Source organism: Streptomyces sp. NPDC046805 (assembly GCF_040645355.1).
GTDB lineage: Bacteria > Actinomycetota > Actinomycetes > Streptomycetales > Streptomycetaceae > Streptomyces.
On record NZ_JBEYYC010000001.1, the window covers coordinates 341,213 to 365,619 of the forward strand.

General features: G+C 70.5%; 20 protein-coding genes and 1 pseudogene. 11 read left to right on the forward strand and 10 right to left on the reverse strand.

Annotated features, from left to right (window positions below):
- Nucleotides 1-33: 33 nt before the first annotated feature.
- From ABZ910_RS01740 to ABZ910_RS01775, 8 genes and pseudogenes are all read left to right on the forward strand, one after another.
- Entirely contained in the window at nt 34-1,752 is a 1,719-nt protein-coding gene (locus ABZ910_RS01740) for a LysM peptidoglycan-binding domain-containing protein (protein ID WP_361357529.1), read from the forward strand.
- On the forward strand, nt 1,686-2,840 hold the full coding sequence (locus ABZ910_RS01745) for a BTAD domain-containing putative transcriptional regulator (protein ID WP_361357532.1): 1,155 nt from the start codon (nt 1,686-1,688) through the stop codon (nt 2,838-2,840). Before ABZ910_RS01740 ends, ABZ910_RS01745 begins: the two co-directional genes overlap by 67 nt.
- A 986-nt stretch (nt 2,841-3,826) precedes the next feature.
- Nucleotides 3,827-4,922, forward strand: a pseudogene (locus tag ABZ910_RS01750) (AAA family ATPase); the annotation flags it as partial.
- A gap of 27 nt (nt 4,923-4,949) precedes the next feature.
- Entirely contained in the window at nt 4,950-6,740 is a 1,791-nt protein-coding gene (locus ABZ910_RS01755; protein WP_361358105.1) for a hypothetical protein, read from the forward strand.
- A 71-nt stretch (nt 6,741-6,811) separates the two neighbouring features.
- Nucleotides 6,812-7,288, forward strand: coding sequence for a hypothetical protein (locus tag ABZ910_RS01760; protein ID WP_361357534.1), 477 nt, complete (start codon nt 6,812-6,814; stop codon nt 7,286-7,288).
- A 334-nt stretch (nt 7,289-7,622) separates the two neighbouring features.
- Nucleotides 7,623-7,790 (forward strand): hypothetical protein, encoded by a 168-nt coding sequence (locus ABZ910_RS01765; RefSeq protein WP_361357537.1) that lies wholly within the window; start codon nt 7,623-7,625, stop codon nt 7,788-7,790.
- A gap of 100 nt (nt 7,791-7,890) precedes the next feature.
- Entirely contained in the window at nt 7,891-8,160 is a 270-nt protein-coding gene (locus ABZ910_RS01770) for a hypothetical protein (protein WP_361357540.1), read from the forward strand.
- 398 nt (nt 8,161-8,558) lie between these two features.
- The gene (locus ABZ910_RS01775) at nt 8,559-8,747 is read left to right on the forward strand and encodes a hypothetical protein (RefSeq protein WP_361357542.1); all 189 of its coding nucleotides are present in this window, start codon (nt 8,559-8,561) and stop codon (nt 8,745-8,747) included.
- A gap of 335 nt (nt 8,748-9,082) precedes the next feature.
- Here the strand turns inward: ABZ910_RS01775 and ABZ910_RS01780 are convergent, their stop codons facing one another.
- Entirely contained in the window at nt 9,083-9,406 is a 324-nt protein-coding gene (locus ABZ910_RS01780) for a hypothetical protein (protein ID WP_361357545.1), read from the reverse strand.
- Between the two features lie 571 nt (nt 9,407-9,977).
- Between ABZ910_RS01780 and ABZ910_RS01785 the strand changes: the two genes are divergently transcribed.
- From ABZ910_RS01785 to ABZ910_RS01795, 3 genes are all read left to right on the forward strand, one after another.
- Nucleotides 9,978-10,217 (forward strand): hypothetical protein, encoded by a 240-nt coding sequence (locus tag ABZ910_RS01785; RefSeq protein WP_361357548.1) that lies wholly within the window; start codon nt 9,978-9,980, stop codon nt 10,215-10,217.
- 268 nt (nt 10,218-10,485) lie between these two features.
- Complete coding sequence (locus ABZ910_RS01790) at nt 10,486-11,412, forward strand: pentapeptide repeat-containing protein (RefSeq protein WP_361357551.1); 927 nt, start codon at nt 10,486-10,488, stop codon at nt 11,410-11,412.
- Nucleotides 11,413-11,508: 96 nt separating this feature from the next.
- Nucleotides 11,509-12,270, forward strand: coding sequence for a hypothetical protein (locus tag ABZ910_RS01795; RefSeq protein WP_361357553.1), 762 nt, complete (start codon nt 11,509-11,511; stop codon nt 12,268-12,270).
- A 529-nt stretch (nt 12,271-12,799) separates the two neighbouring features.
- Here the strand turns inward: ABZ910_RS01795 and ABZ910_RS01800 are convergent.
- The 9 genes from ABZ910_RS01800 to ABZ910_RS01840 all read right to left on the reverse strand — a co-directional run bounded on the left by ABZ910_RS01800 (nt 12,800) and on the right by ABZ910_RS01840 (nt 24,384).
- Entirely contained in the window at nt 12,800-13,684 is an 885-nt protein-coding gene (locus ABZ910_RS01800) for a helix-turn-helix domain-containing protein (protein ID WP_361357555.1), read from the reverse strand.
- 346 nt (nt 13,685-14,030) lie between these two features.
- Nucleotides 14,031-14,840 (reverse strand): extensin, encoded by an 810-nt coding sequence (locus ABZ910_RS01805; RefSeq protein ID WP_361357558.1) that lies wholly within the window; start codon nt 14,838-14,840, stop codon nt 14,031-14,033.
- Nucleotides 14,837-15,775, reverse strand: coding sequence for a bifunctional lytic transglycosylase/C40 family peptidase (locus ABZ910_RS01810; protein ID WP_361357561.1), 939 nt, complete (start codon nt 15,773-15,775; stop codon nt 14,837-14,839). The genes ABZ910_RS01805 and ABZ910_RS01810 overlap by 4 nt, the downstream gene beginning before the upstream one ends.
- Nucleotides 15,772-16,761 (reverse strand): replication-relaxation family protein, encoded by a 990-nt coding sequence (locus ABZ910_RS01815; protein WP_361357564.1) that lies wholly within the window; start codon nt 16,759-16,761, stop codon nt 15,772-15,774. Before ABZ910_RS01815 ends, ABZ910_RS01810 begins: the two co-directional genes overlap by 4 nt.
- 46 nt (nt 16,762-16,807) lie before the next feature.
- Nucleotides 16,808-19,213, reverse strand: a complete 2,406-nt coding sequence (locus ABZ910_RS01820; RefSeq protein ID WP_361357567.1) for a DUF87 domain-containing protein — start codon at nt 19,211-19,213, stop codon at nt 16,808-16,810.
- Nucleotides 19,210-21,072, reverse strand: a complete 1,863-nt coding sequence (locus ABZ910_RS01825; RefSeq protein WP_361357570.1) for a conjugal transfer protein TraC — start codon at nt 21,070-21,072, stop codon at nt 19,210-19,212. The genes ABZ910_RS01820 and ABZ910_RS01825 overlap by 4 nt, the downstream gene beginning before the upstream one ends.
- Nucleotides 21,069-22,019 carry a PrgI family protein gene (locus tag ABZ910_RS01830; protein ID WP_361357572.1) on the reverse strand — a complete coding sequence of 317 codons (951 nt, stop codon included), beginning with the start codon at nt 22,017-22,019 and terminating at the stop codon, nt 21,069-21,071. The genes ABZ910_RS01825 and ABZ910_RS01830 overlap by 4 nt, the downstream gene beginning before the upstream one ends.
- On the reverse strand, nt 22,016-24,004 hold the full coding sequence (locus tag ABZ910_RS01835; protein WP_361357575.1) for a hypothetical protein: 1,989 nt from the start codon (nt 24,002-24,004) through the stop codon (nt 22,016-22,018). Before ABZ910_RS01835 ends, ABZ910_RS01830 begins: the two co-directional genes overlap by 4 nt.
- The gene (locus tag ABZ910_RS01840; RefSeq protein ID WP_361357578.1) at nt 24,001-24,384 is read right to left on the reverse strand and encodes a pilin; all 384 of its coding nucleotides are present in this window, start codon (nt 24,382-24,384) and stop codon (nt 24,001-24,003) included. The genes ABZ910_RS01835 and ABZ910_RS01840 overlap by 4 nt, the downstream gene beginning before the upstream one ends.
- Between the last annotated feature and the right edge of the window lie 23 nt (nt 24,385-24,407).

Genomic DNA, 24,407 nt, shown 5'->3' on the forward strand with positions numbered 1-24,407 from the left:
TCACCCCTTCCGGCCGAAGAGAGCGAACCGGCGATGAACCATCCTCCGCAGCTGCGCCAGCGCCTGACCGCAGCCGCCACGGCCGGCGGTACCTTGGCCGTCACGCTCGCCCTGCTGGCCGGGATGCCCTACATTCTGTGGCGAGCCGCTGGCCTGCCCTGGCCCGAACACGTCTCCTCCCTCAGCGAGTTCGGCCAGCGGCTCATGCAGCCGGTCAGCGATCCCTTGATGATCGACCTGCTGGCCCTGGTGGGCTGGGTGTGCTGGGCCGCCTTCGCCTATACCGTGGCCCGCGAGACCGTCTGGTACGCCACCCATCTCCCGCAGCTGCTGCGCGACCGTCACGCGCACCATGAGCACGTGGCCGCCCTCTCCGTGAAGGGCTCGCTGGCTGCCCTGTGCATTGGCACCTTCGTCGTCGCCCTGATCGGTCTGTGGCGCCCCCAGACGGTCAGCGCCCAGGAGCCCGTCTCCATAGGAGGGATGCGACCGCGCATCGCCGCGACAGCCCCTCTTTTCCCCGTATCGGCCCGACAGTCCACGTCTTCGTCCGTAGCCGCGGGGACCTCGGCACATGCCACGACGGCCGGGCTCACCCCGGCACGTTCCGGGCTGCCCGGGGAGACTGCGACGGTCCGGCACATCGAGTACACGGTCATCGAAGGCGACACCTTGTGGGACATCGCGCACACGCACTTGGGCGACGCGCTCAAATGGCCGCGCATCTATGCGCTGAACAAGGACCGTGTCCAAAACGACGGAGCCTGGCTCACCGACCCGGACCTAATCCGGCCCGGATGGCAACTGACCATCCCCGTCAGCCGGGCCGCAACCCCAACGCCGACACCACCCCCCGCCTCGATGGATCCCGCACCAGAGACCACACGCACGAAGCCCGCCGCGAGCGCGCCAGCACAGACAACTCCCAGCCAGTACAAGAATGTTGGCCACCAGGACCGCGGCGAACACGCTCCTTCGAGCGCTGGCCGGAACGACGAAGCCACGACCCAGAAGGCGGGCACACAGACAGGCCCCGCCGCGATCAGCCTCGGGGAGGCGAGCCTGATCGGCATCACCGCGGCGGCCGGCCTGCTGGCCGCACGCCGCTACTGGTACTGGCACCAAAACCGCCGACGTGAGCCCGGCCGGGAGACGGAAGTACCCGCCCTGAGCCCGCTGGTGGACAAGGCCGCACAGGCCGCCCACGCGGCCACCCGGCCCCACCAGCCAGAGGATCCCCACCTCCTGGCCCCCCGCCGTACTCCGCCTCAGCAGCCCCGCACGACTGGCACGGTCACCATCGGTGTCCGGCAAGACGCCGAGGTCCTCCTCGACGAACTGGCCATGCGCGGAGGCTGCGCCTGGACCGGCCCGGGTGCCGAGGGCGCCGCCCGCGCCCTATTGGTCGGCGTCCTCACCGCTGCCGAACGCCAGCGCCCCGGGCCTTCGCGCGTCACGGCGGTCGTCCCCCACGACATGGCGGAGAGCCTGCTTCCGGGTCTGCCCGACCAGTTCACCGCCCTGACCCAGAGCGCCGACCTCGCGGAGGCTGTCCGAGCAGCCGAACAGCACCTGATCGCCCACGCCCGTACCCACGACGAACAAGACACGCACCCGCGGCAATCGGGCCGGCGAGTGCCGACTCAGCTCAAGAGACCGAGCCGGGCACCCTCCTCCTGCTCGGCGTGCCGGACGCTGTCCATACCGGACAGCTGCAGGCCCTGGCCGCGCGCAGCAGACCCGGAACGCTGATCGTCCTCACCCTGGGCGCCGCGCTGCCCGGCGCCACCTCGTGGCACATCGCCGCCGACGGCGCCGCCACAGCGGCCGGCATGCCCGGTCAACACCCCGGGCCGCTCCGGCTGTTCCACCTCACGCCCGACGCCGGACGCGACGTGACCGAGGTCCTCCTCACCGCCCACGGCCAGCGCCCTCGCCTGCGCATTCTCCCCACGCCACGCCCCCAAGCAGACAGCGAGCATTCCGATATCCCGGCCGCGTCACTGCCGGAGGATGCGCCCGTGCGCCCGTACGCGGTCGAGACATCGCGGCCGACGCAGACCAAGCCCGTACGCCTCCACATCCTCGGCCCCGTCACCCTCTACGCCCGCGGCCACCAAGACCCCATCGGCACCAACCTGCGCAGCGAAGTCCATGAATTCCTCGCCCTCCTCGCCGCCCACCCCACCGGACTCCTCGCCTCCGACATCGCCGACAAACTCCACCTCGCCCCCGGCAGCGACCAGAACGCACTGAAAAACCTCCGCCGCGCCGTGAGACGGACACTACGCGCCGCGACCGGAATCACCGCGCAGGAATTCATCCTGCTTCAAGGAGAACTCCACAAACTCCACCCGGAACTCGTAGAAACGGACCTCGCGGATTTCAGTCGGGCCCTGAAAGAGGCATTCCCCGCTTCCGATGGGGAAGAAGGCATGAACGATGCCGTGTCCGCCGTAAGCGCCGCCCTGGCCCACTACCGCGGCCCCTTCGCCCAGGGCGGCGACTACCTTTGGGCCGACACGATCCGCGAACACATCGCCATGAAGGCCACTGACGCTGTCATCCGCCTGGCTCGCCGGGCCGAGCGTGCCGACGCCACACCACACGAGCGGGACGCCGTCCTGATGCTTCTGGAACACCTGGGCCCAATTCACCCCGACCACGAACGCCTCGCCCAGCACACCATCCGCCTCTACCAAGCCGCCGGACGCCACGACGCGGCCCGGCACACCTACACCCGCCTGAAAAGGCACCTCACCGATCTCGGCCTCGAACCCGAGCCGGCCACCCAGGCCCTCACGCCACGGACCAACTCCCGCCAGCCACAGACGCGTTAAAGCCGCAGTCCACCGCGCCTGCGCGCCTCGCCGCTCGGCTCGGCGACCCGATGGCGTTCACCCCGTCGCATCCGGTGTCGCATCCGCCGTCGCTTCTGCGTGCGCGCTTGGATACGACGCCCCTGCCCCGGCCGGAGGTGCAGGCCAGGGGCCCTGCGAGCCACCGGCTGGTGAGGGCGACTGTATATCGGTGCAGCAACGCATCCCGATCTACTGACAGCCAACGGCCCCCGCCCCACGCATGACGTACGGATGTCCGCAACCGGCCACAGTTCACCTCTGCTCTCTGGTTCTTCGACTCTTCCATTTCGTCAACCCACCTTCCACACAGGCCTGTACAGCCCTGACCCAGGACGGCTCAGCCCGCTACACATCCGAGGCGCGGCGGCTCCCAGGCGTCGCCGAAGGCGCCGCCGTGCCGGGGGCCGCGATTCGTGCGTGCGCTCGATTTTCCAGGGTGCCGGCGCGTGCGGGCGCCTGTGAATCGGTCGTGCGCGCTGCCGTCCACGACGTCTTGCGTCGCACCCCCGGGAATTCCCCTGAATTCCCGTCGTAAATTAACGAGAATTCCAGCATTATCAAGCCGAAATGCGGCTTCAAGGCGGGTGCGAGTCGAGCTATATTTGAATTGTTCCCGGAAAGGCCGGGATTGGAAATCACTCCGATGGGGTCCGCCCGAAAACGGATGACGGGTGGAGTGTGTCCAAAAGAAGGCGGTCTCGTGAATTCGAATACGGCCGCTTCGGTTGGTAATTAGCGAAAGGGTTTGAGTGATGACCGGCACCGCCACACCCGCGTCCCCGCCTCCCGGCTCCGCCCCCTCACCCTCACCGTCCGGGCCCATCTCGCCGAACTCCCCGGTCCTGCCTGCGGGTTCATCGCCCGGTGCGGGAGGCAAGGCGCGCCCGGGGGAGCTGCGCACGAGGATCGCCCAGGTCCTCGTGGCCAACACGGGTACGCAGTTCAGCGTGACCGAGCTGGCGAGGATGCTGGGGCATTCGGGCGGGGCGGTCGGCAACGCCTGCGAGACACTGGTGGGCCGGGGCGAGGCGCAGCGGTCGGGCTCCAAACCCCGGATGTACAGGGCGACTTCGGCGACCGCTGCTGCAGCGCAGCGCGCCGTACCGCCCTCGCCCGCACCGAACACCTCGCCTCCGGTGCCGCGACCGGCAGCCCCGCAGGCGCCTGCGGCTGGACCGCCGGGCGGGCGGCCGCTGCCGATCACCCGCCCGAACGGGCAGAAGTACCACCCCCGGGCGCTGGCGCAGCTGCCGGATGTGGAGGCGCTGCGGCGGCTGCGGGAGGCACAGGTGGCCGTGCTGTTGTACGGACCGCCGGGCACGGGGAAGACGTCGCTGATCGAGGCGGCCTTCCCGGATCTGGTCACGGTGGCGGGGGACGGCGACACCACGGTCGGTGACCTGATCGGCGAGTACACCCAAAACGCCAGCGGGGCTACGAGTTCGTCTACGGGCCCCTCGTCACGGCCATGCAGGAAGGCCGCGCCCTCCTCCTCGACGACGCCACGCTGATCTCCCCGAAGGTGCTGGCCGCCCTGTATCCGGCCATGGACGGGCGCAGGCAGATCCAGGTCAAGGCGCACAAGGGCGAGGCGATCACGGCCGCCGACGGCTTCTACGTGATCGCCGGACACAACCCAGGCGTCCACGGGGCGGTCCTCACCGAGGCCCTCGCCTCCCGGTTCAGCGTGCAGATCCAGGTCGGCTCCGACTACGACCTCGCCGCCTCCTTGAAGATCAACCGGGCGGCGGTGCGGGTCGCCAGGAACCTCGCCACCCTGCAGCAGGCGGGCGATGTCGGCTGGGCTCCTCAACTGCGGGAGTTGATCGCCTTTCAGAAGATCGCCGATGTCCTAGGCGCCGAGACCGCCTTCGCCAACCTGGTCGGCGTCGCCCCCTTGGAAGACCGGGACACGGTCGCCGAGATCGTCACCAAGGCCATCGGCCGCCCGGTCACCGCCCTGACCCTGGGCCGCCAGCTCTGACCCCCCCTGCGGGCGCCGCCCGCCCTCCTCCGGCCGTCACCCGAGCCCCCAACCGCCGCCTGCCTGGAAGGAACCGACCTGCCGTGTCCGCGCACTCTCACGTACTGCCCGCACCGCCCGCCCTGACCGAGACCGAACTGGCCACCGCCCGCTGGGAGGACGACGGCGGCCCCGCATATGAGTCCCGGCCCGGTCCGCAGGCCGGGCAGTGGCTGCGGATCGCCGCCGCCCTGACCGAGCGCCTCCCGGAACTCGCCGGACGCGAGGACGTCCTCGTCACCTGCGAGGCACAGACCCGCTCCGGCGCCCCGGCCGCCTTCTTCCCGACCCAGGCCACCCTGGAGATCGACCGGGCGCTCTTCGCCCCACTGCACCCGACCAGCATCGACCCCGCCCGGGTGGGCGACGAGGCCAACTACCCGGTCGCCTGGGGCGCGTTCACCCACGAAGCCGCACACGCCGCCCACAGCCGATGGACCACCCCGCCCCCGCTGCGCGGCACCGCCCTGGACGCGGCGGCCCAGATGCTGGAGGAATCCCGCGCCGAACGCGCCCACATCTCCCGCCGCCCCGCCGACCGGATCTTCCTGCGGGCCGCCGTACGCACCCTGGTCATGGAGGACTTCAGCAGCGAATCGCCCACCGACCCATGGCAGGCCGCGCTGGCCGCCGCCCTGATCCTCGCCCGCCGGGACGCCGGAATCCTCGACCCGGACGAGACCGAACCCCTGGAGTCGGCCGTCACCGGTGTCCTCGGCCAGGATCTGCTCGACACGCTTGCGGCGATCTGGACGGCAGCGCACGCCACCGCCGACGAGGACGGGCAGGGAATGCTCGAGTACGCCGAGGCCTGGTGCCAGGCGCTCGGCGCCGACTCCCAGGGCCCCGAACCGGCCCCCGAACCCGGAGGCCGCAAGGGCGAACTCGCCGAAGCGGTCGGCAAGGTCGTGGCGGCGGTGGCCGCGCACGAGGCCGCACGGGCCCAAGCCCAGGCGCGCGCCGAAGCAGCCCGCACCGCCCGGAAGCAGGCGAAGACAGCCCAGGCCGCCCACGCGCGGCAGGCCGCACAGACGGCCGAGAAAGTCTTCGCGCCTGGCGGGCGCCCCTATACCCCGGGCAGGCCCACCAAGGGCCGAGGGCGCAGCCCGGTGACGGGAACCCGCCTTCCCTCCGGTGCTGAGAAGGCGGCGGCCGGACAGCTGGCCAGGGCACTGCGGGCCGCCGCCTACCGGGAACGCACCACCACCGTCACCTCCTCGGCGGCCCCGCCCGGACGGCTGAACATGCGCCAGGCTCTGGCCCGGGACGCCCAACGCGCTGCGGGCGCCACCCCGACCGCAACCCCCTGGACCCGCACCGTGCACCAGGCGGGCCCGACCCCGCCGCTGCGGGTGGGCATCGCGGTGGACGTCTCCGGCTCCATGAGCGTCGCCGCAGGGCCGATCGCCTCCGCCGCCTGGATCGTGGCCAAGGCCGCCGCACTCACCGACCCCGACTCGCGCAGCGCCACCGTCGCCTACGACCGGTCGATCACCGCGATCACCGCACCCGGCCGCGCCCCCGCCCGGGCCACCGAGTTCGACGCCAGCGGTATGGGCCACAGCCTCGCCGAGGCCATCGACGCCCTGGAGGCAGGAGTCGACCTTACCCAGCCCGGGGCGGGCCGCCTCCTCGTGATCGCCTCCGACGGCTACTACCACCCCGAGGAAGCCGACCGCGCGGCCGGACGCATCGCCGCCCTACGGAAGGCGGGGTGCGCGGTGCTCTGGCTCGCCTTCGACCCCGATCCCCGCCCGCTGCCCGGCACCACCCTCCTCGAACTCGCCGATCCGGCGCAGGCCGCAGCCGCGATCGGCAGGGCAGCCGCCGCTGCCCTCGCCACCACCAACCCCTGACGCCCGGTGCCTCCCGGTACTTGATCCGGGTCGGCACCCCACCCCACACCATCGCGAAGGAGACGACCCTCATGACATCGCTTGTCGAACGCGCCCACGCCGCCGCCGTGTTCATCCGCCACAACACCACCGTCAGCCCGCACGGCCCCTACCGGGGCGAGGAGCACGCCCGCACCGCCGTACGCCTGGCCGCAGCCCTCGGACTCGGCCTGGACCAGATCACCACCGCCCCCGACTGGCATCGGCGCCGTACCTCCCCGAGCGAGCCCGTCCTGGCCACCGCCACATGCCCGGACAGCGGCGAGAAGTACGTCTTCCTCGCCCGATTTCCGATCTACGACGACGAAGCCTTCGAACTCCTCGGCCCGTGCCCCGAATGCTCCGGACAGGTCCCGCTCACCGAGGTCCGCCACCTCGCCGACCTCGGCACCCACCTGGCCCGCCCGCCGCTCACCCCGGAAGACATTCCGCACACGAACGCGCTGCCCGACACCTTCACTGGCGACGCAGGCCACGCCAGCACCTGCTGCTACGGCGAGCCCCTCTGACCCGCCGCACCCGCATCAAAGGGAAGGACACCCACGCCATGACCGAACGGGTCAACCGCAACCGTGGAACGGTTGCCCGGGCCAATACCCCCTCCTCCCCACCCGGTTTAGGCCCCACGCCCCCCGCGCGCGCCCGGAGACGAAGCCCTGCGTGCGGCCCTGGGCGAGGACGGTCACCGGCGCCTCGTCCGCGAGCGGCACCAGTGCGGCACTGCACTGGGTGAACTGGCCGACCTGGTCCTCGACACACCGCCGAAGCCGACCGGCCCCACGACAAGCTGCGCCTCCACGCCGTCCACGTGCGCGAAATCCTCGACGTCCTCCTTAACCCCGTATGGATGACACCTCCGTGCCGGTCATCGGCTTCCTGCAGAACACGGGACACGCCTCAGACGTGCACGCCGCACGCTTCGCCCAGCAAATGAACCAGCTGGCCCTGGTCCTGGAGAGCTACCAGGCCGCTGTACGGCAGGCACCCGGGGGCGTGACCGGGAGCCGTTGACCATGTGGGGCTCGCACCACGGGCCCCACTCCAGCCACGCGAAACCTGTACCCCGGGCCAGGGATGACATCGGCCCGGCTCCTCGAAAAGGAGTGCCTTCATGCCTAGCACCGAAATGACGCAACACCCCACGCTGGCGCATCGGATCCTCCAGCACACGCACGCCCTCCTCGTAGCCTGCGAGGCCGAGGAAGCTCTGCCGCTCGCCGAGCTGTTGGCCCGTGCGGAAGACTGCGTGCGCAACGAGAACCATGACCACACGGACCCGACCGCACTCGCCTGGGCCGCAGCGGAAGCGGCCATCCAGCTGCTCGCACGTTGCAAGATTTTCATTGGGCCGGCTGACTCGAATGTGAGGCCCTGCCTGTAGGCGCTCGACCGGCTTCCCCGTACGGCCCGCATCGGCCTACTCACTGTAGCCATCCGGGACACAGCGCCCGATGCCCACTTCGCCGAGCCGCCCGTCGCACAGGTCCTTGCGCCAGGCAAGCAACTGGCCGCCCACGGCCGTCCTACGGGGCGGTGCCCGTGTCTGTGCAACAGCGGTGGCTTCTGCGGCGGTTGCGGGCACGCGGGCTGCGGAGGACAGCGATGAACCGGCACGCCGCCGGAGGCGACCACGAAGTGTCGATGTGACGTCCCCACGACGTCGAGGGCGTCGAGCCCGAGGGCAGTGAGCCGTACGACGAGGTCGCCGACCCGCTCACCGGCACCGTCCGGCTGTGCGCCCGCCCCTGAGCCGCATGCATCTTCCGCCCGGGTAACCTCATGGACCTGCAGCCCGGCCGCGTCGCGGACATGGTCACCCGGGCGCGTCGTGCCGAGGGACACGTCGTGTGCCACGCGACCCTGAGAACCGCGACACCGGCAATCTGCCGAGGTTTCGCCGACGGCCCCGACAAGGGCCGCAGCCTGGCCCGCGCGCCGGGCACGCTCCGGGAGATCTCACCGCCATGACTGCCGCGCCGAACCCGCCGCGACCGGCACCCGCCTGCTGGTCGAGCGGCTCGGCCTCGGCGACCCGCTGACCACCCTTGCTGCCCGGTACCCGCCCGGCGACCGCCTTCACCGCCTCGTTCGCCCCTTGTGCCAGACCTCCATCGAACTGGACACCAGGTACGGGCGGCCGCGAACTGCAGGAGCTCGCAATCTGGCTCTGACCTGCGGCGATTCATAGATCACATGTCCGTGACGGTGAGTTGGCGTCGCTGCTGTCGCTCATCCTGGTGGTCTCATGGTGGCCCGTCCACAGTGGTGGGGCGATGGACCGAGGGCTGCTCAGTCGGACAGGCTCACATAACCTGCCCCGGCTCGGAGGCCGGGCGCCACTCCCACTTTCCCTTCCATCGTTCAACGATCTCGACGATGTGGACGTCGTCAAGCCGGTTCGGGTGCGTGAACATACGGCGCACGTTGTCGTAGGCGGTGTTCTCGCGGTAGATCCGGAAGCTCTCGTCGGCGGGGCACTCTGCGAGGGAGGGGAAGACGGCATAGCCGCCGCCGTTCCTTCCGCCGTCGAAGCTCTTGAGGCACTCCTCTATGGCGTCGCAGTCCGCTTCAGAAGGCCCACCTGTTGTGGCCGGATGGGCCCGCCAGATCCTGACGAAGTCCGTCATGCTGACCGTCTGGAACGCCCTCATGCCCTTGACAAGTCGCCCTGCGATGGCGCGAACGGGGTCGTCACTGTAATTAGACATACTTCACCCAAGATCGATAGATGGTGGAATCTCGTAATCAAGATGCCCGCCTCTCGGCTGTGGGCATACGGAAATCTTCCATCCCCTAGTCAGGACGGTCAAGCCGATTCGAGGAATTCGACAGTCGAAGTCGCCATCCGCCTTGTTGATCGCCCTGACCGAACACTCGATCGCCTCTATAGCGGCAGGTCAGACTGGGCGTGAAGGTGCCCAGGGGTGGGTGCGATATTTTTTGCCTGCCTGATTTGTGGACAACTCTCCGCCCTAAAATTGTTGACTGCCGTCCCGTCGTGCTAAAAATCTAAGAAATCTCGACGGTTAATTAATGAGCGAGTCGCAAATGCTCGTGAAAAGTAGTCGAAAAATTGCCCCATCAAAATAGCGCAGGAAGTGTGCCGCTCAGATACTTGTGTCCCGTCAGAGGTGCTGGTCCAGCTCTACGACGTGGCCGACGACTGGGATCTGCCCGAGGAAGCCCGCGGCGAGGGGGATGAGCTACCGGCTCAAGGCCCGCCACCGGGTGCAGGTGCCGCGCAAGCGCCGGGACCGGGCCGCGCAGGCGTCGTCTACCGCACCTTCCTCGACCGCCCGCGACCTGCTCGGCCAGATCCACGCCCAGGCCGCCGAGCCGCCCATCATCCCCGGCGGCCGAGGCCCGGCCGTCAGCCGGGCGTCGCTTCAAGCCAACCTCGCAGCCGCCGCCTCGAGCAGCGCCTCCGCGACGTCCTAGGCGAGCAGGTCTGGCCGTATCCGGCATCGGCGGGCCCGACGACACCGAACAACTCCAGGTCCGGATCACCACCCTTGAACAGTAGGTCGTTGTCCTGGAGCTCACCTCCAGGGCCGCGAAGACGACCTCGCCGCTGCCCCTGCCGCCAACGCCCAGCTCAACCGGGGATTCGATGCGCAGTGATAGCCCTGGACCGGATCGGACGAACCGCATCAGGTGAGACCGGAAGCCAGGGAACTTCAGCTCCCCGGCGCACGTCCCCTCAGGCATGGCTGACACAGCTCAACTCTCCGAGGAGTGGCCGCATTGCGGGGTCGGTACCGACGCTGACAGTCCGATGGGCTGCCCGGGCCGGACGGTAGAGCCGTACGCGCAATGCCTGGCGCACCTTGACGACGACGACCGCCACGCCTACCTGGCTAGCCTGCAGCCTGGAGCTACCGTCGATCACCGCGGCACCAGCTTCACGGCCGACCTGTTCGCTGAGCTGTGCGAGGCCCTGCGCGGGCCCAATGGCGTTGCTTTCGGGGACGGGGCTCGATTGTGGCAGACGCAATTCGGAGAGGGAGCAGATTTCCGTGGGGTCCGATTCGGAGACGTCACTGAATTCTCCGGAGCAACGTTCGGGAATCGCGCTGACTTCCGTGGGGTCAGATTCGGCAACTGGACATCGTTCCAAGCCGTGACCTTCGGCGAGCACGTTTGGTTCAACGAGGCAGCGTTTGGTGACGACATCTTATTTCAGGGGGCGAAGTTCGGCCGCATTGCCGTGTTCAGCGAGGTGGTGTTCGGCGAAGGTGCCTGGTTCTCTGGCGCCACGTTCGGCCACACTGCCGAGTTCCACATGGCGAGATTCGACGGAAACGCTGGATTCATCGGGACGGTGTTCGGCGGTGTCGCCACGAGTTTCGCTGCGGTGACGTTCGGTGGTGAGACCGATTTCCGTGGAGCGACGTTCGTCGAAGATGCCCCCTTTAGAGGGGCGAAGTTCAATGGGGCAGTGAACTTGGGTCCGCTGCGCTGCCGAAATATGGATCTCTCTCGGGCGGTGTTCTCTGCCCCGGTAAGGGTGGAAGCCACTGCTCGTAAGGTGGTATGTGCAGACACGCGGTGGATGTCGACATCCACCATGCGGCTGCGTTACGCGGACGTTGATCTGAGCGGCGCAGTGGTGGAATCCCCGCTGACGCTCTAGACAGCCACCGATGCCTTCTCGACCATCTCCGGTCCGTTGCAGGAGACGCCCTTCACAGATCTCTCTCCGCGGGCGCGGCTGCTAGCCACCGACGGAGTGGATGCCGCCTATCTGTCGCTGACGGACATCGACCTGAGCCAGTGCCGGTTCGTCGGCACCGTGCACCTCGACCAACTGCGCATCAAGGGCTATTGCAACCTTGCCGACTCCCCGAGCGGCTGGCGATGGGCTCGGCGACGAACGCTGATCGAGGAACACCACTGGCGTCATCACCGCGGCACTCTAGCCTGGACAGATGCACCAGACGGCCAGCCGGTGCAAGCACCGGCAGCGCTTACTGCGCTGTATCGCGAACTACGCAAGGCGCTGGAAGACGGCAAGGACGAACCTGGTGCAGCGGACTTCTACTACGGCGAGATGGAGATGCGCCGCCACGACTCCAGCACGCCCCATTCGGAACAATGGTTGCTGGCCATGTACTGGCTCCTGTCCGGCTACGGTCTGCGCGCAGCGCGGGCACTTGGCTGGCTACTGGCGGCGATGACTGTGACCGTCTTGCTATTGATGGTTTGGGGTATCCCTCAGGTTGGCGCGCACCAAGAGTTGAGACAGGAGCGTGTTCACGGCCGGACCGTGACGGTGATTGACACCCTTGGACCAGTCGACCCACACGGCGACAGATTCACCGGCGAACGGTTCAATAAAGCCCTCAACGTCACGATCAACTCGGTGGTCTTCCGTTCCTCTGGCCAAGATCTCACCACCGCTGGCGGATACCTGGAGATGGCCTCCCGGTTCACGGAACCAATCCTGCTCGGGCTGGCTGCGCTCGCAATACGTGGGCGGGTGAAGCGGTAGATCCCCGTGGCCGTGGGCTGTGAGGTGGCCTATGAAGGGTGACAGACGCTCGCGGATGGCCTCTAGCTGAGTGAATCTTGCGCCAGGTTCCGTGCACCACATGTGCTGCACTCGCTATGGTCACCCTGACTGCTTCTGAGCTGCGTGAACTTGAACCGCACGCTTGCGGCGCCCCGGAGAAGTGTCGAGGACGGGGTCCCGTCTGGAGCGGGCTCGTGGTAGCGCGTGCCCCTGCGGAAGTGCTCCAGCACATCCCGAGCCCGGGCGGTGTCCCCGCTGGTGAGGTCCGTTTGCAGGGTGCGTGCCAACTCGCAGGCCGTGTGCGCGAAGGTGCCGTGCGCGGAACGCCTGGCCCAGTACGCCGCATACACAGCGACCGCGGCCGAAACCGCAGCCACGACCGTGCTCAGCCAGTCCGCCATCAATCCTGTCCTCCCTGGTTCCGCTCGTGTGGTGTGGGAGACTCGCGCAGCGGCCGGGCTGGCTCCCAACCCCCGTGGGAACCAACCCGGTTCGCTGTGCCAGCCGGTTATCCGTTGGTTTCCGGCATTGCCATGCGGTAGGTGCGCGGCCGTTCGCTCACTTGCTGGGCGATTCCCTGCTTGACCAGCTTGTCCAGGGAGTTGGCGATGGCGCCCGAGGACTTCTCGATCACACGGCTGATCTTCGTGGCGGTGAACGCCTCGTCGGGATGCGCCTGCAGGTGGTTGATGACCATCTGGCGGAGCGCTCCGGGCGCGAGCCGCCTCTTCTCACCCGGCTGGACGGCCGCCTCCGCCGATGCCGTAGGCGGCTGCTCGGGGTCTGTCTGCGGGGCAGGGGTGTCCTCGGGGTCCGGACCCTCGTTGCCGCCATCGTGGTGTGCGTCCGCTTCGTTCCGGGTGTCTTCGTCGGGCTGCTTGCCGTCCTGGTGCGGGGTGTTGTGCGGTGCGCCGTCTGTGGATGCGGTGGTGGCACTGGCCCCGCCGCCGCTGCTCGTCTCTTCGTTGTCGGGTGTGGTTGCGTCGACCAGGATGTTCCCGCTGTCCGTGTGGCTGGTGTCCGGCTGCGGCGTGTCGGCGGTGGAGGGTTCCGGCTCGGTGGGCGTGGGCTCGGGCGCGCCGGGGCCGTCGTCACTGTTGGTTTCGAAGGTGGGCGCGGCGCGCCAGCGGTCGGGGGTGCGGCGGGGGCCGTCGTGGCCGCCGGGGGTGCGTACGGCCATGCCGTGTTCCTCCAGGGTGACCAGGGCCTTGCCAGTGGTGGAGCGGCCCAGGCCGGCGGCGAGCGCGAGTTCGGCGGCCGTGGCTCCCTCGTCGCCGGTGTGGTTGACCAGCTCCGTGTAGATGGCGGCAGGGGCGCCTGTCAGTTCGGCCAGGGGTTCAGGGGCGGGGACGGAGTGCAGGGTACGCGGGCCGTCGGTCGTGGTGTCGGACATGAGGGAACCTCAATTCCATCAGCTTTCGGGTGGGTGAGGTCCCCGGCCGGGGCGCGGGTGCGTGTGGGCTGCCCGCAGTGTCCGCCAGGCGCGTGCGCATCGCGTGTTTCCCGGGCGAACATGGCTGTGGCGCGGGCGGGTTCGCGGGTCTCCGTTTGTCCGCCCGATGTACGTCGGCCACGACCATGGACGCTCCGCTCCGCAAAGAAGTCAAGCGGGACGGTCGCTGACGGATCGGACCAGCTCACAAGCGGTCTCAGTCGCCGGGTGCGTGCGGGACGAGAGCCGTTGTGTCGATCGGGGAGTGGGCCTGAAGGCGACGGGGCGGATAGCGGGCTGGCGCGGTTCATCGGACCGGGGGCGGCGGGTCGGAGCGGCGGCGGGCCAAGAGCTGCTGACGGATCCGGCGGGCGCGGTCGGGGCCGATGTGCAGCTCGGTGCGCAGCCGCCAGATGCTCACCGGTTTCCCGGTGGCAGCGCGGGCTGCGGCATCCAGCGCGAGGGCGTGCGGCCATATGTCGGCGTCGGTCGCCCCGCCGCCGATCGGTCGGGGATTGGGGGCCAGGGGCTGGTCGTCGGGCGTGTGGTCGCCCGTGTGGGGCCTGCCGTGGCCGACGTGGGCCGTGGCGGAGGCGTGGGCTGAGGCAGATTCGGAATCGGGCGTGTCCGGGCCGATGTGGTCTTGGACCGACCGGTGTTCGGCGGCGCCGATCTGGTCGAGCAGCTCGGTGATGGTTCGTCGGTAGGCGGCGATCGTTTCCGTGAGGGCGATCAGGAGCATGGCCGGGGTCAGGTGCAGTAGGACGGCTGCCGGATCGGCCTGGTGGGGCCAGCCGATCTGTCCGTCGGGCCACAGGCTCTCCCATGAGTTCATGAGGGCGGCAGTGCAGCCTGCGCTCCAACGCAGCGTGGTGGACCAGGCGGGCGGGTTGATGCCCCAGGAGGCCAGGTGGGCGTCCGTGTAGAGGACGCCGGCGAGTGCGGTGCCGATCATGGGGTCGAGGAGGACCGCGATCGGCGAAGGGACGTTGCGGCTGGTGGCGAAGCGGGTGACGTTGACCGTGGTGAAGACCAAGGCGAGGAGTCCGACCGCGCACAGTACCCAGGTCATGGTCCGCAGCAGGCCGATGGCCTCACGGGCCGGGATCTGCTTCACCGGGTGCCGCCTTCCCCTACCGAGGGGCGTGTCGCGCCTTGGAAGGAGGGGGAGTTGGTGCGGGCGGGGCCTTGGCGTACGACGGCGCCGGGGTGCGGGGCGTCGATGGCCTGGCCGTTGCCGGTGTAGAGGACGACGTGGGTGATGTTGCGGGGGCTGGTGCCGAAGAACAGTAGGTCGCCCGGTGCCAGGGGTGTCCCCTTGGGGAGGCGGGGGTTGGCGTCGTACTGGGCTTGGGCGATGCGGGGGATGTTGATGCCGGCGGAGTGGTAGGCGGCTTGAGTGAGGCCGGAGCAGTCGAAGCCGCCGTCGGCCGGGCCGTCGCCGCCCCATACGTACGGGGTGCCGAGCTGGGCCCGGGCGAAGGCAACGGCCTTGGACGCAGCTCCGGTTGGGGCAGGGGCTGCGGCTGCGTATTCGTCGGCGATCTTGAGGACCTGGTCCACGTAGGCGTCGGAATGGTTGTAGTGCCAGATGGCGCGGCGGAGGTCGCGGCCGTTGCGGGCGCCGTTGGCGCACAGCAGCCGGGTCGCGGCGTAGACGGCGTCGACCGGGTCCCACGGTGTGGGCGGCTGCTTCCCTCCGGGCGGTACGGGATGGTCGTACGACTTGAAGGTGGACGGCAGGAACTGCATCGGACCCACCGCGCCCGCTGAGGAGATCATGGTGGGGTGGCGTGCGTGGTCGGTCTCGACCTTGCCGATCGCGGCGAGGACCGTCCAGGACAGGCCCGGGCATTCAGGGGCGGCGCGCTGGTAGAGGGCGAGCATGTAGGCGGGGATGTCCGCCAGCGCGTGCTTGCTGGGCGCGGCGGCCACGATGCCGCCGGAGGACAGCCCGCTCAGCAGCGCGGCGATGGTCGCGGCGGCCAGCATCGGCAGGGCGATGACCGCGCAGCCGATGCCTCCGACGGCCTTGGCGAACAGGGAGCTCACCACCCCGCCTGTGGCGCGGGTGGGAGTGGGGGTACGGGGAGGGTGAGGGCGGTGTCGGCGTCGGTGGGTTCAAGTTCGGACGCCGGGCCGAGTCGGGACCACCGGGCGGCGAGGCCGGTGAGGGTGGCGCGACGGGTGTCCCCGGGGCCCAGGGGACTCCACCAGGGACCCCATGGGCTGGAGGTGGTGAAGTCCACGGACGAGGTTGCGATGTTGAGGCCCAGCTCGCGTGCGGGAGCGGCGAGGCGGCGGCGGATGGCCTGGTCGCGGGAGGCGGTGCGGGTGTGGATGAGCAGGGCCGGCCGGGCGCTCGCGGCGGTGGCGAAGGCGGCGTAGCCGGTGAGTTTCGCCTCGACGCGTGCGAGGGGTTGGCTGCCGGTGTCGTATTCGAGGAAGAACGGCAGGAGTTGGTCGCCGTCGCGGTAGTGGGCGTAGGCGTCGGGGCGGACGATGTCGCCCCAGCGGCGGGCGCAGGAACGCTCGGACAGCCATAGCGGCAGGCCGGTTTCCGGGGTGGTGCGGCCGTGGGCGGCGAGGTGGGTGAGGAGTTCGTTGACGCCGAGGTCGTGGCCCAGGGAGGGGGAGTAGGCGATGCGGCCGGTGTGGCTGGGGCGCCAGCCGAGGGTGGCGAGGTCGCATCCGGCGTGGGCGGCGAGGACGGCGGCGCCGGCGGGACCGAGGGTGTAGTGCTCGGGGGCGGATCCGGTCTGGGTCAGGGGCCGGAAGGAGTCGATGACGGCGTGCTGGTGCAGGGTGCGCAGGCGGCGCTGGGCGGAGCGGAGGGAGGTGTAGGCGAGGCCGGCGATCTGGTGGGTGGTCAGGACGCGGTGTTCGTGGAGCATCCGCGCCAGCCACAGGTCCCGGGCGGTGAGGATGCGGGAGAGCGCGGCGACGTCGGTGTGCCGGGTGGGGCGTGGGCGGGTGGTGGCGGCGCGGGCGGTGTAACGGGAGCCGGGGCCGACGGCGGGGCGGGGGAGTGCGGGCATGACGGTTCACCACCAGGAGTGCGAGGGGAACAGGGGAGGGTGTGTTTCAGGGGCGGGTGGCCGGGCGCGGGCCGGTGCGGCCGCCGGCTGCCGCACGCAGGTCCTTGGCCCGGCCGGGCACCGGGGGCGGCAGGGGGCGAGTCGTGAGGGTGAAGGCGGCGGATTCCGCGCCGCCGGTCAGCAGGTGGGCGGCGGCCTGATACGGGCCGAGGTGGGTGAGGTCGTGGGCGGCCAGGGTGGGGAGGGTGTGCCGTTCCAGCGCGTGCGCGTCCTCGGGGGAGGCGTTGAAGAAGACCTTGTTGCGGGCGTTGGCGGAGATGCCTTCGCGCAGGTCGCGGGGGAGCTGGGCCAGGTGCTGGTGGGCCAGCAGCATCGACAGGCGGTAGCCGCGCGCCTCGGCGAGCATGTCCTCCAACGGGTACGGCAGGGTCAGGAAGTTGTGCGCCTCGTCGATGCTCAGCGTGGCGTCGATCCGGGCGGGCTCGGGCGTACGGGCGCGGGCTGCGGCGGCTTGCCAGGTTCCGGCGACGATGAACGAGCCGAGGAGTCGGGCGGTCTCCTCGCCGAGCGCTCCTTTGGGGAGGCGGGCGAGCAGGATGCCGCCGTCGAGCACGCTGGTGAGGTCGAAGGTGGAGGGGCCGGCGGCGATGGTGCGGCGGGCGAAGTCGCGCAGCAGGAAGGCTCGCAGCTTGTTCATCACCGGGCCGACGACGGCCGCTCGGGAGGGCTCGGACATGGACTCGTACCAGGCCCAGAAGCCGCGTAGTACCGGGTCGTTGAGGGCGGGGATGATCCGCAGCCGGTAGGCGGACTCGCCGAGGAGGCGGGGGACGTCGGCGAGGGTGACCAGTTGGCGGGTGCGCTCGCGGTGTTTGAGGAGGGTGAGGCAGGCGGCGCGCATGACGTCGTCGGTGCGCGGGCCCCAGAAGGCGGTGAAGATGCGGCGGAAGATGCCGGTGATGTTGTCGACGACGACGTCGATGTCGGTGCCGTCGAGCACGTTCAGGCAGGGCGGTGTGTGCGGGTCGTCGGGGTCGATGCGCACCAGTCGGTCGGCGCAGGTGTCGGGGAGGCGGTCCAGGAGGTCGGTGACGAGGTCGCCTTTGGGGTCGATGACGATGACGCCGCGGTGGTGGCGTACGTCGTCCAGGGCGAGGTTGGCGATGAGGGTGGACTTGCCGGAGCCGGTCGCGCCCATGACATGGAGGTGGTGGCGGGCGTCGGGGACCGCGAGGCCGACGCTGCGGCGGGCGCCGGTGTCGGAGCGGCCCAGTGCTTTGACGCCGTTGCCGGGTGCCGGTTCGGGGACGGACGGGGGCGGTAGGACGGAGCGGGCTCCTGCTCGCTGGACGCCGGGTGCGTCCGGGTCGAGGGGCAGGTGGGCGAGGGCGGCGAGTTCGGGGACCGAGAGCAGCGCCGGGCGGGAGAGTGGAAAGTGCCGGGCGCTCAGGTGGGGTTCGGGGTGGCGCAGGCGGGTGCGGGCGAGGTAGTTGCGGTCGGCGTACAGGCCGAAGGCGGACGCGAGGGCGTGGGCCCGGCCGCGCGCCACGTCCTCGGCACGCTCCGCTTTGGCCGAGCAGGTGGCGGCGTAGGTGAGCACGCACTGCCACTGCGGGCCGGAGAGCTTGGCGGCCGACTGCCGTACGGCGGCGCCGTGTTCGGGATCCTGCTTGCCGGTGGCGGCGGGCTGGGAGCGGTGAAGGAGGAGGGCGGCCAGGGCGACCGGCCGGGCGGGGGAGAGGCCGGCTTTCAGTCTGCGGGCCTGGCGGCGGGCCCGGCGCAGTGCGGTGCCGGTGGCGGGGCGGGCCAGGATCTGTACGCAGGCGGACTCGTCTTCGCCCATGCCGGTGGCGGCTTGGAGCAGCGCCCGGAGCGGGTCGGTGGTGTGGTCGGTGCGCAGTGGGAGGACGTCGGGGCGAGCGGAGCGGAGTCGTCCGGCGGTCACGGTGTGGCCGGGCGGGAGGAGGGCGGCGGGCTCGGTGACGCGGGTGTGGGCACCGGGCCAGGCGGCTTCTACGGCGCGGCGTACGAGGCCAAGTGGGACGGTGCCGGGCAGCCATAGGCGGATGCCCAGGCCGGTGTGGGACCAGGTGTATTCGAAGGCGAGGTGCGGTTGGCCGGTCGTGACCCGGCGCCACCAGGGACGCAGGAGACCGGCGAGCTGGGCCCACAGGACTTCACCGCCCCGGGGCGCGACTGCGGGCGGCGCGAGGATCTCCACGCAGCGTGCGCCACGGGCGAGGCGTTGCTCGTGCCACAGGCGCAGGCGGTATCTGAGCGCGTAGCCGCCGGGTACGGCAACGGCGGCGCACGCGGTGAGGACGAGGACATGGGACCCCAGCCAGCCGACGCCATGGCCACTGACCGTGCTCCAGAAGCCGGCTGGGTCGGTGAGGAAGTCCACCAGCGGTCCGCTCGGCCGCGATGCGGCGTACGGGATGTGCGCCGTCATGACTCCCATCCCGCGTCGTGACCGAAGGAATCACCGGCGTAGAGGCCATCGGTGTCGGGATCCTCGTCTGCTACGTACTGAGCGGCGAGTTCGCCGGGGTCGGTGGTGATCACTTCGTGCTCGGCGGGCGCGGCGACGCTGATGAGGGCGACTTTGTGGCGGCGGTCGCCGGTCAGCAGCAGGGCCTCGCCGCGGGTCGCGGAGAGCAGGAACTCCCGTTCGCCGTGGCAGAGGTGGAAGTTCTCGCTGATGGTGTCGATGGCCTGCGGGGCCTGACGGAGGAGGATCTGGGTGGCTGCGTTGGAGACGATGGCCCGCCCGAGTGGGGAGGCGAGGACGTCATCGGCGTCCTGGGTGACCACGGCCAGGCCGGTCCAGTGCTTGCGGGCGGCCTTGGCCATGCGGAAGAGGAAGCCGGCACCGGCGCCGTCGCGCATCAGCAGCCACGCCTCGTCCACCACGACCAGGTGTCGGCCGGGCTGCGTGCGGTGGGTGACCTGGCGCCAGATCGCGTCCAGCGCGAGCAGCATGGCCGGCGCCTTGACCTCTTCGGGGAGCTGACGCAGGGCGAACACGACGAGATGCCCGGTGGTGGAGGCGGTGCTGTGACCGTTAAACAGCCTCGAGTGCGAGCCGGTGGTGAAGGGGGCGAGCCGACTGGGGAGTTCGGCTGCCGCCTCGTTCTGGTCCTCGGCCAGGGCGGTGGAGAGGTCGGCGAGGGTGGGCGGGGTGCGTTGCCAGGTGCGGGGGTCTGTGGTGATCCCGGCGTGTGTGTATGTGGCGAGGATGGCCCGGTCCAGTGCTGCTTTCTCGGCCGCGGTCAGGTCGCTGCTCAGCAGGACGGCGAGGAAGGTGTGCAGGAACAGCACACGCCGCGTCAGGACGTCCTCACCGCCGTCCGTCGCTGCCGGGAGATCGAAGGGGTTGAGGCGTACGCCGTCGGCGCCGAGCGCGATGACGTGCCCGCCGACGGTTTCGGCGAGACGGACGTACTCGTCCTCCGGGTCGATCACCGAGGCCGTCACCCCGGTGAACAGCAGCCGGAGCAGCTCCAGTTTGGTCAGATACGACTTCCCGGCGCCGGAACGGGCCAGGGCGATGGAGTTGTAGTTGTCCTGCGCGAAGCGGTCCCACACCACCGGGGCGCCGGAGACCGCGTTCAGCCCGTACAGGACCCCGGACGCGGTCCCGTCCTCGTCGGTGGTGACCGGCAGGTCGGGGCTGGTGAAGGGAAAACAGGCGGCGAGCGCGGCGGTGTCGAAGGTACGACGGATCTTGAGAGTGTCGATGCCCAGGGGGAGGGTGGCCAGCCAGCCCGGGAAGGCCCGGTACGTGGTGGGGGCGACGGTCATGAGCAGCGACTCGGCGACCGCCCGGACGGCGGCGGCCTGCTCGCCCAGGGTGTCCTCGTCCGGGGCGTGCACGGTCAGGTAGAGGGCGACGTGGAAGAGCTTTCCCTCGCCGCGGGCGATGCGATAGGCGAGGTCGGCCGCGTCCGCGGCGGCGGCCTCCACCTCCGGGTCGTCCAGGTGCCCCTTGTCGAAGCCGGTGCGGCGGCCGGACTCCAGCCGGGCGCGCTGCTTCTTCAGCCCGGCAGCCGCGACGGGGTTGGGCACGGGCTCGATATGCAGGGCGATGTCGAGGTGGCCGGGGAAATTCAGCAGCGGTGCGAGCCAGCCCGGGGTGACCTCGGCCGGATAACCGGTGACCACCAGCGTGGTGGCCAGGTGCGCGCCGATGGCCAGGGCGCGGGCATGCACCTCGATGGCCTCGGGGCCGGCCACGTCCAGCAGGTGGGTGCCGTCGATGACCAGTGGGTCGCCTGCGGTGTGACGGGGGCTGAAGCGGAGCCGGGTCATGCGAGACCGCCTTTCGGTTCTTCCTCGGGCGGGAGTTGGGTGTCGGGGTTGCAGGCCGCGCTGACCAACTCGGCGCTCTGCTCGGCGTCCAGCGGGGTGACGGTGATCTCGGCGCCGGTGAGCGCGCGGGCGGCCTCGGCCAGGCGCTGACGTACCCGCCCTTCGCCTGCGTGGCGCCGCATGCCGGGTGCCGCGGCTTCTTCACGGGCGACCAGCACGATCTGTCGGCCGAGGAGGTTGCCGCCCGTGGCGAGGTCGGCAAGGAAGTCGGCGTGCGCGCGGGCGGCCTGCTCCAACGCGGGGTGCGGCAGCGCGGCGGCCTCCTGCTGCAGGGTGTCGGCGAGCGGGGCGAGGTCGATGCGGTGGCAGCGCACCAGCAACTGAGTAGGTCCGGTCAGGGAGTTGAGCCAGCGGGCGAAAGCCGCGGTCAGGCCCTGTTGCTCGGCCGTCGAGCGGAGCTCGAAGTTGACGGTGGAGCACGTCGCCAGGGCGGCTTTTCCCTCGCGGCCAAGGTCGAGCACCCCCTCACCGGTGATGCCGTCGTACGGCATGCGCATCGCGGCCGGAGGCGGACCCGTGGCCCTGGCCCAGCGGCCGGGGGTGACGGCCGGCAGCGGCGGCACTCCTTCGGGGGCGTGCACCCGACGTTTCGGCGTACGGGCATGGGCGAGCGCGGAGAGCAGGAAGCGGTCCAGGCCGATGCCCTCGCGGCGGCCGAGCGCGAGGGCCGCCACCGCCCCGACGATCGGGATGACGAGGACCACGTACGCAAGCGGTGCCATGAAGGGGCGCGTGGCCCACCAACCGCCGTACAGCACGAGCGCCGCGACAGCGAGGATGGCCGTCTGCCGGGCCGTGAAAGGCCCCAAGAGCCGGTCGGGGCGGGAGATGTCGGCCGGAATGCGCGTGGAGTACGGGGCGTCTGCTGCCTCATCGGATTGATTCATACGGGTCGCCTCCGGGGCGGTTCGAGGGGCAGGCGCAGCTGCATGGGGCGCGGCGGCCGAACGCGGACGCGGCGGGCCGGAACGGGCAAGGCCAGTTGGCGCGTTCGGGCTGCAGGCGCCGGCCGGGCCGCCGGCGGTGGCGCAGTAGGCACGGCGCGAGCTGCCGCGGGCTGGGAGGGTGTGCGCTTGGCGTGGATCGGCAGCCACATCTGGGTGGGCCTTCCGGGCCGGGTGGGGGTGCGCGGGGCGGTGACGGGCAGGGCCAGTTGCCGGATCCGGTGGGCCTGGGCGGGATGGACCACAGCGCGGGGGCCTCTCGGCGTACGGACGGCAGGAGCCGCCCTGGGCCCGCGGCGCTGGGGAGCCTGGCCCGGTCGGGCAGCGGCCCCAGCGGCCCCAGCGGCCCCAGCGGCACCGGCTGCGGCGAGGACCGGATGCGCGCGGGCACCGCCGGTGTGGCCCCTGCCTGGCCCGGCAGGTGCACCGGGGGCGGGATGACCTGCTGTTCCCGGGCGGTCACCGGGACGGCCCAGGGCTGCTCGGCCGCGGGTGAGCAGGGTCCGGCCCCGGCCTCGCAGGCCTCCACGCCCTGGCCCGGCAGCGGGCGCTCGCCCCCCACCGGACCCGCCCCCGCCGCGCCCCGGCCGGCCTCCACCGCCACCGCCGGGGCCGCCGCGGCCCAGGCCCGATCCGGCACCCCCTCCACCGCCGGGGCGGCGACGCAGCAGGCTCATGCCCGGCAGGTAGTGGTCCATGAGCCGGTACATCGCCAAGTGCTTGAGCATTCGCACCCCGGTGGGCGCGTGCGGATTGTGCACGGGGGTGCCGCGAAGGACGACTTGCAGGGTCCAGCCGGGAATCTTGAACAGCACCCAGAACAGGGCTAGTCCGGCGAGCATCGTGCCCAGCTGGTCGGAGTGGGGGATGCCCAAGGTGGTGGCGCCGGGGGCGAAGAACAGCTTCAAAGCGAGGATGAACGTCATCGACTGGGCGATCTGGATGGCCAGGCATCCGGCCAGACCGCGCCACCACAGGCGGGCGACCGGATCGGTCAGCGGATGGGCGTGACACGCCAGCATCAGGGGCGCGCACGCGGCCAGCAGCGCCATCACCGCGACGCGCACCAGGAAGCCGATCAGCACCGCGAGCACCAGCGCCGTCGTCACGATCGCCAGGATGAGCAGGTACAGCTTCAGGCCAGGGGCGCCGAACAGGGCGAAGGGCAGGACGCGTTCGACCATGCCCTGCCCGGCGTCTGCCATGTCGGTGGCCATGATCGCGTGGGCGAGGGCGTTGGACAGCCTGATCGCCTTGCCCATCACGGTCAGCGACGCGGTAGCCGCGGCCATCCCCAGCAGCAGGCGCGGGGCGATCTGTTGCAAGGCATAGCGGGTCTGGACGGTCTCGTGGCCCATCACCGTGATGCCGCCTGCGGTCACGAACAGCACATAGATCCCGGCCGTGATGCTCAGCATCCAGGTCCACAACCGCTTGATGTCCGCGTGCTTGGTGACGTCGGGCGTGGCCAGCAGGGTGTCGGCGAGGAACTCGCGAACCGGCTTCATGACCTGCTCGATCAGCGTGCCGAGAAACGAGGTGATCGCGTTCACGATCAGGCCGGGGATGTCGAGGAAGCCCCAGCCGGTGCCTTTGTCGCATCCGACACCTGTGGCCTCGCACGCCGACGGGCTGACCCCCGGCGTCGGATCGGGGGAGGACGGCCGTTCCGGTTCGGGTGCGGGGCGGCCCGGAGTGGGTGTCGGCCCTGGCGTGGGATCCGGCCTCGGTCCGGGCTCTGGCTCCGGGGAGGGAACTGCCGGGCCGGGCTCGAGCCGCGGCTCGAGCTGAGGCGGATCAGGGGCCGCCGGAGCGAAGACAGTCCTGCCCACGGCGTGCGCGGCGTCCGGCTGGGTGAGCAGAACCAGCACGACGGCAGCCAGGAAGAGCAGCGGCAGGGCGCAGCTCAGACGCCGGGCGCGCGTCACCGCCCGCCCCCGCCGTTGCCCGCCCCGACGATGCCCTGCAGCACCGTCACGATCACCGGGGCCAGGATCGCCAACCCGTAGCCGATGGCCGCAGCCTTCAACGCCCGCTTGGCGGCCTCTACTTCACCGGGATCTCCGCCGGCCATCAGGTAGCGCAGCCCGCCGAAGGTAAGGAAGAGGGTGGCGAGCCCGGCGAGGAGTCCGACGATCCAATTCCGCAGGTTCGTAATGACCGTTGGGATGTCCGCGACCGCCCATACGTAAGGCGCGTCCGTCAGCACGACCAATGCGGCAAAGCCCGCGATGAGCCCCAGCCGGAAGAACCAGCGGCCGAGCGGCCGGACCTCCGCCCGGTACGGCCGATGTGGCTTCGCGAGCATGGCAGCACACCTCCATCAGACAT

Excerpts from the sequence above, each read along its gene's own strand:
- ABZ910_RS01740 (WP_361357529.1), top strand. The coding sequence starts at position 34 with ATGAACCATCCTCCGCAGCTGCGCCAGCGCCTGACCGCAGCCGCCACG.
- ABZ910_RS01760 (WP_361357534.1), top strand. The coding sequence starts at position 6,812 with ATGACATCGCTTGTCGAACGCGCCCACGCCGCCGCCGTGTTCATCCGC.
- ABZ910_RS01765 (WP_361357537.1), top strand. The coding sequence starts at position 7,623 with ATGGATGACACCTCCGTGCCGGTCATCGGCTTCCTGCAGAACACGGGA.
- ABZ910_RS01770 (WP_361357540.1), top strand. The coding sequence starts at position 7,891 with ATGCCTAGCACCGAAATGACGCAACACCCCACGCTGGCGCATCGGATC.
- ABZ910_RS01775 (WP_361357542.1), top strand. The coding sequence starts at position 8,559 with ATGGACCTGCAGCCCGGCCGCGTCGCGGACATGGTCACCCGGGCGCGT.
- ABZ910_RS01780 (WP_361357545.1), bottom strand. The coding sequence starts at position 9,406 with ATGACGGACTTCGTCAGGATCTGGCGGGCCCATCCGGCCACAACAGGT.
- ABZ910_RS01785 (WP_361357548.1), top strand. The coding sequence starts at position 9,978 with ATGAGCTACCGGCTCAAGGCCCGCCACCGGGTGCAGGTGCCGCGCAAG.
- ABZ910_RS01790 (WP_361357551.1), top strand. The coding sequence starts at position 10,486 with ATGGCTGACACAGCTCAACTCTCCGAGGAGTGGCCGCATTGCGGGGTC.
- ABZ910_RS01800 (WP_361357555.1), bottom strand. The coding sequence starts at position 13,684 with ATGTCCGACACCACGACCGACGGCCCGCGTACCCTGCACTCCGTCCCC.
- ABZ910_RS01815 (WP_361357564.1), bottom strand. The coding sequence starts at position 16,761 with ATGCCCGCACTCCCCCGCCCCGCCGTCGGCCCCGGCTCCCGTTACACC.
- ABZ910_RS01820 (WP_361357567.1), bottom strand. The coding sequence starts at position 19,213 with ATGACGGCGCACATCCCGTACGCCGCATCGCGGCCGAGCGGACCGCTG.
- ABZ910_RS01825 (WP_361357570.1), bottom strand. The coding sequence starts at position 21,072 with ATGACCCGGCTCCGCTTCAGCCCCCGTCACACCGCAGGCGACCCACTG.
- ABZ910_RS01830 (WP_361357572.1), bottom strand. The coding sequence starts at position 22,019 with ATGAATCAATCCGATGAGGCAGCAGACGCCCCGTACTCCACGCGCATT.
- ABZ910_RS01840 (WP_361357578.1), bottom strand. The coding sequence starts at position 24,384 with ATGCTCGCGAAGCCACATCGGCCGTACCGGGCGGAGGTCCGGCCGCTC.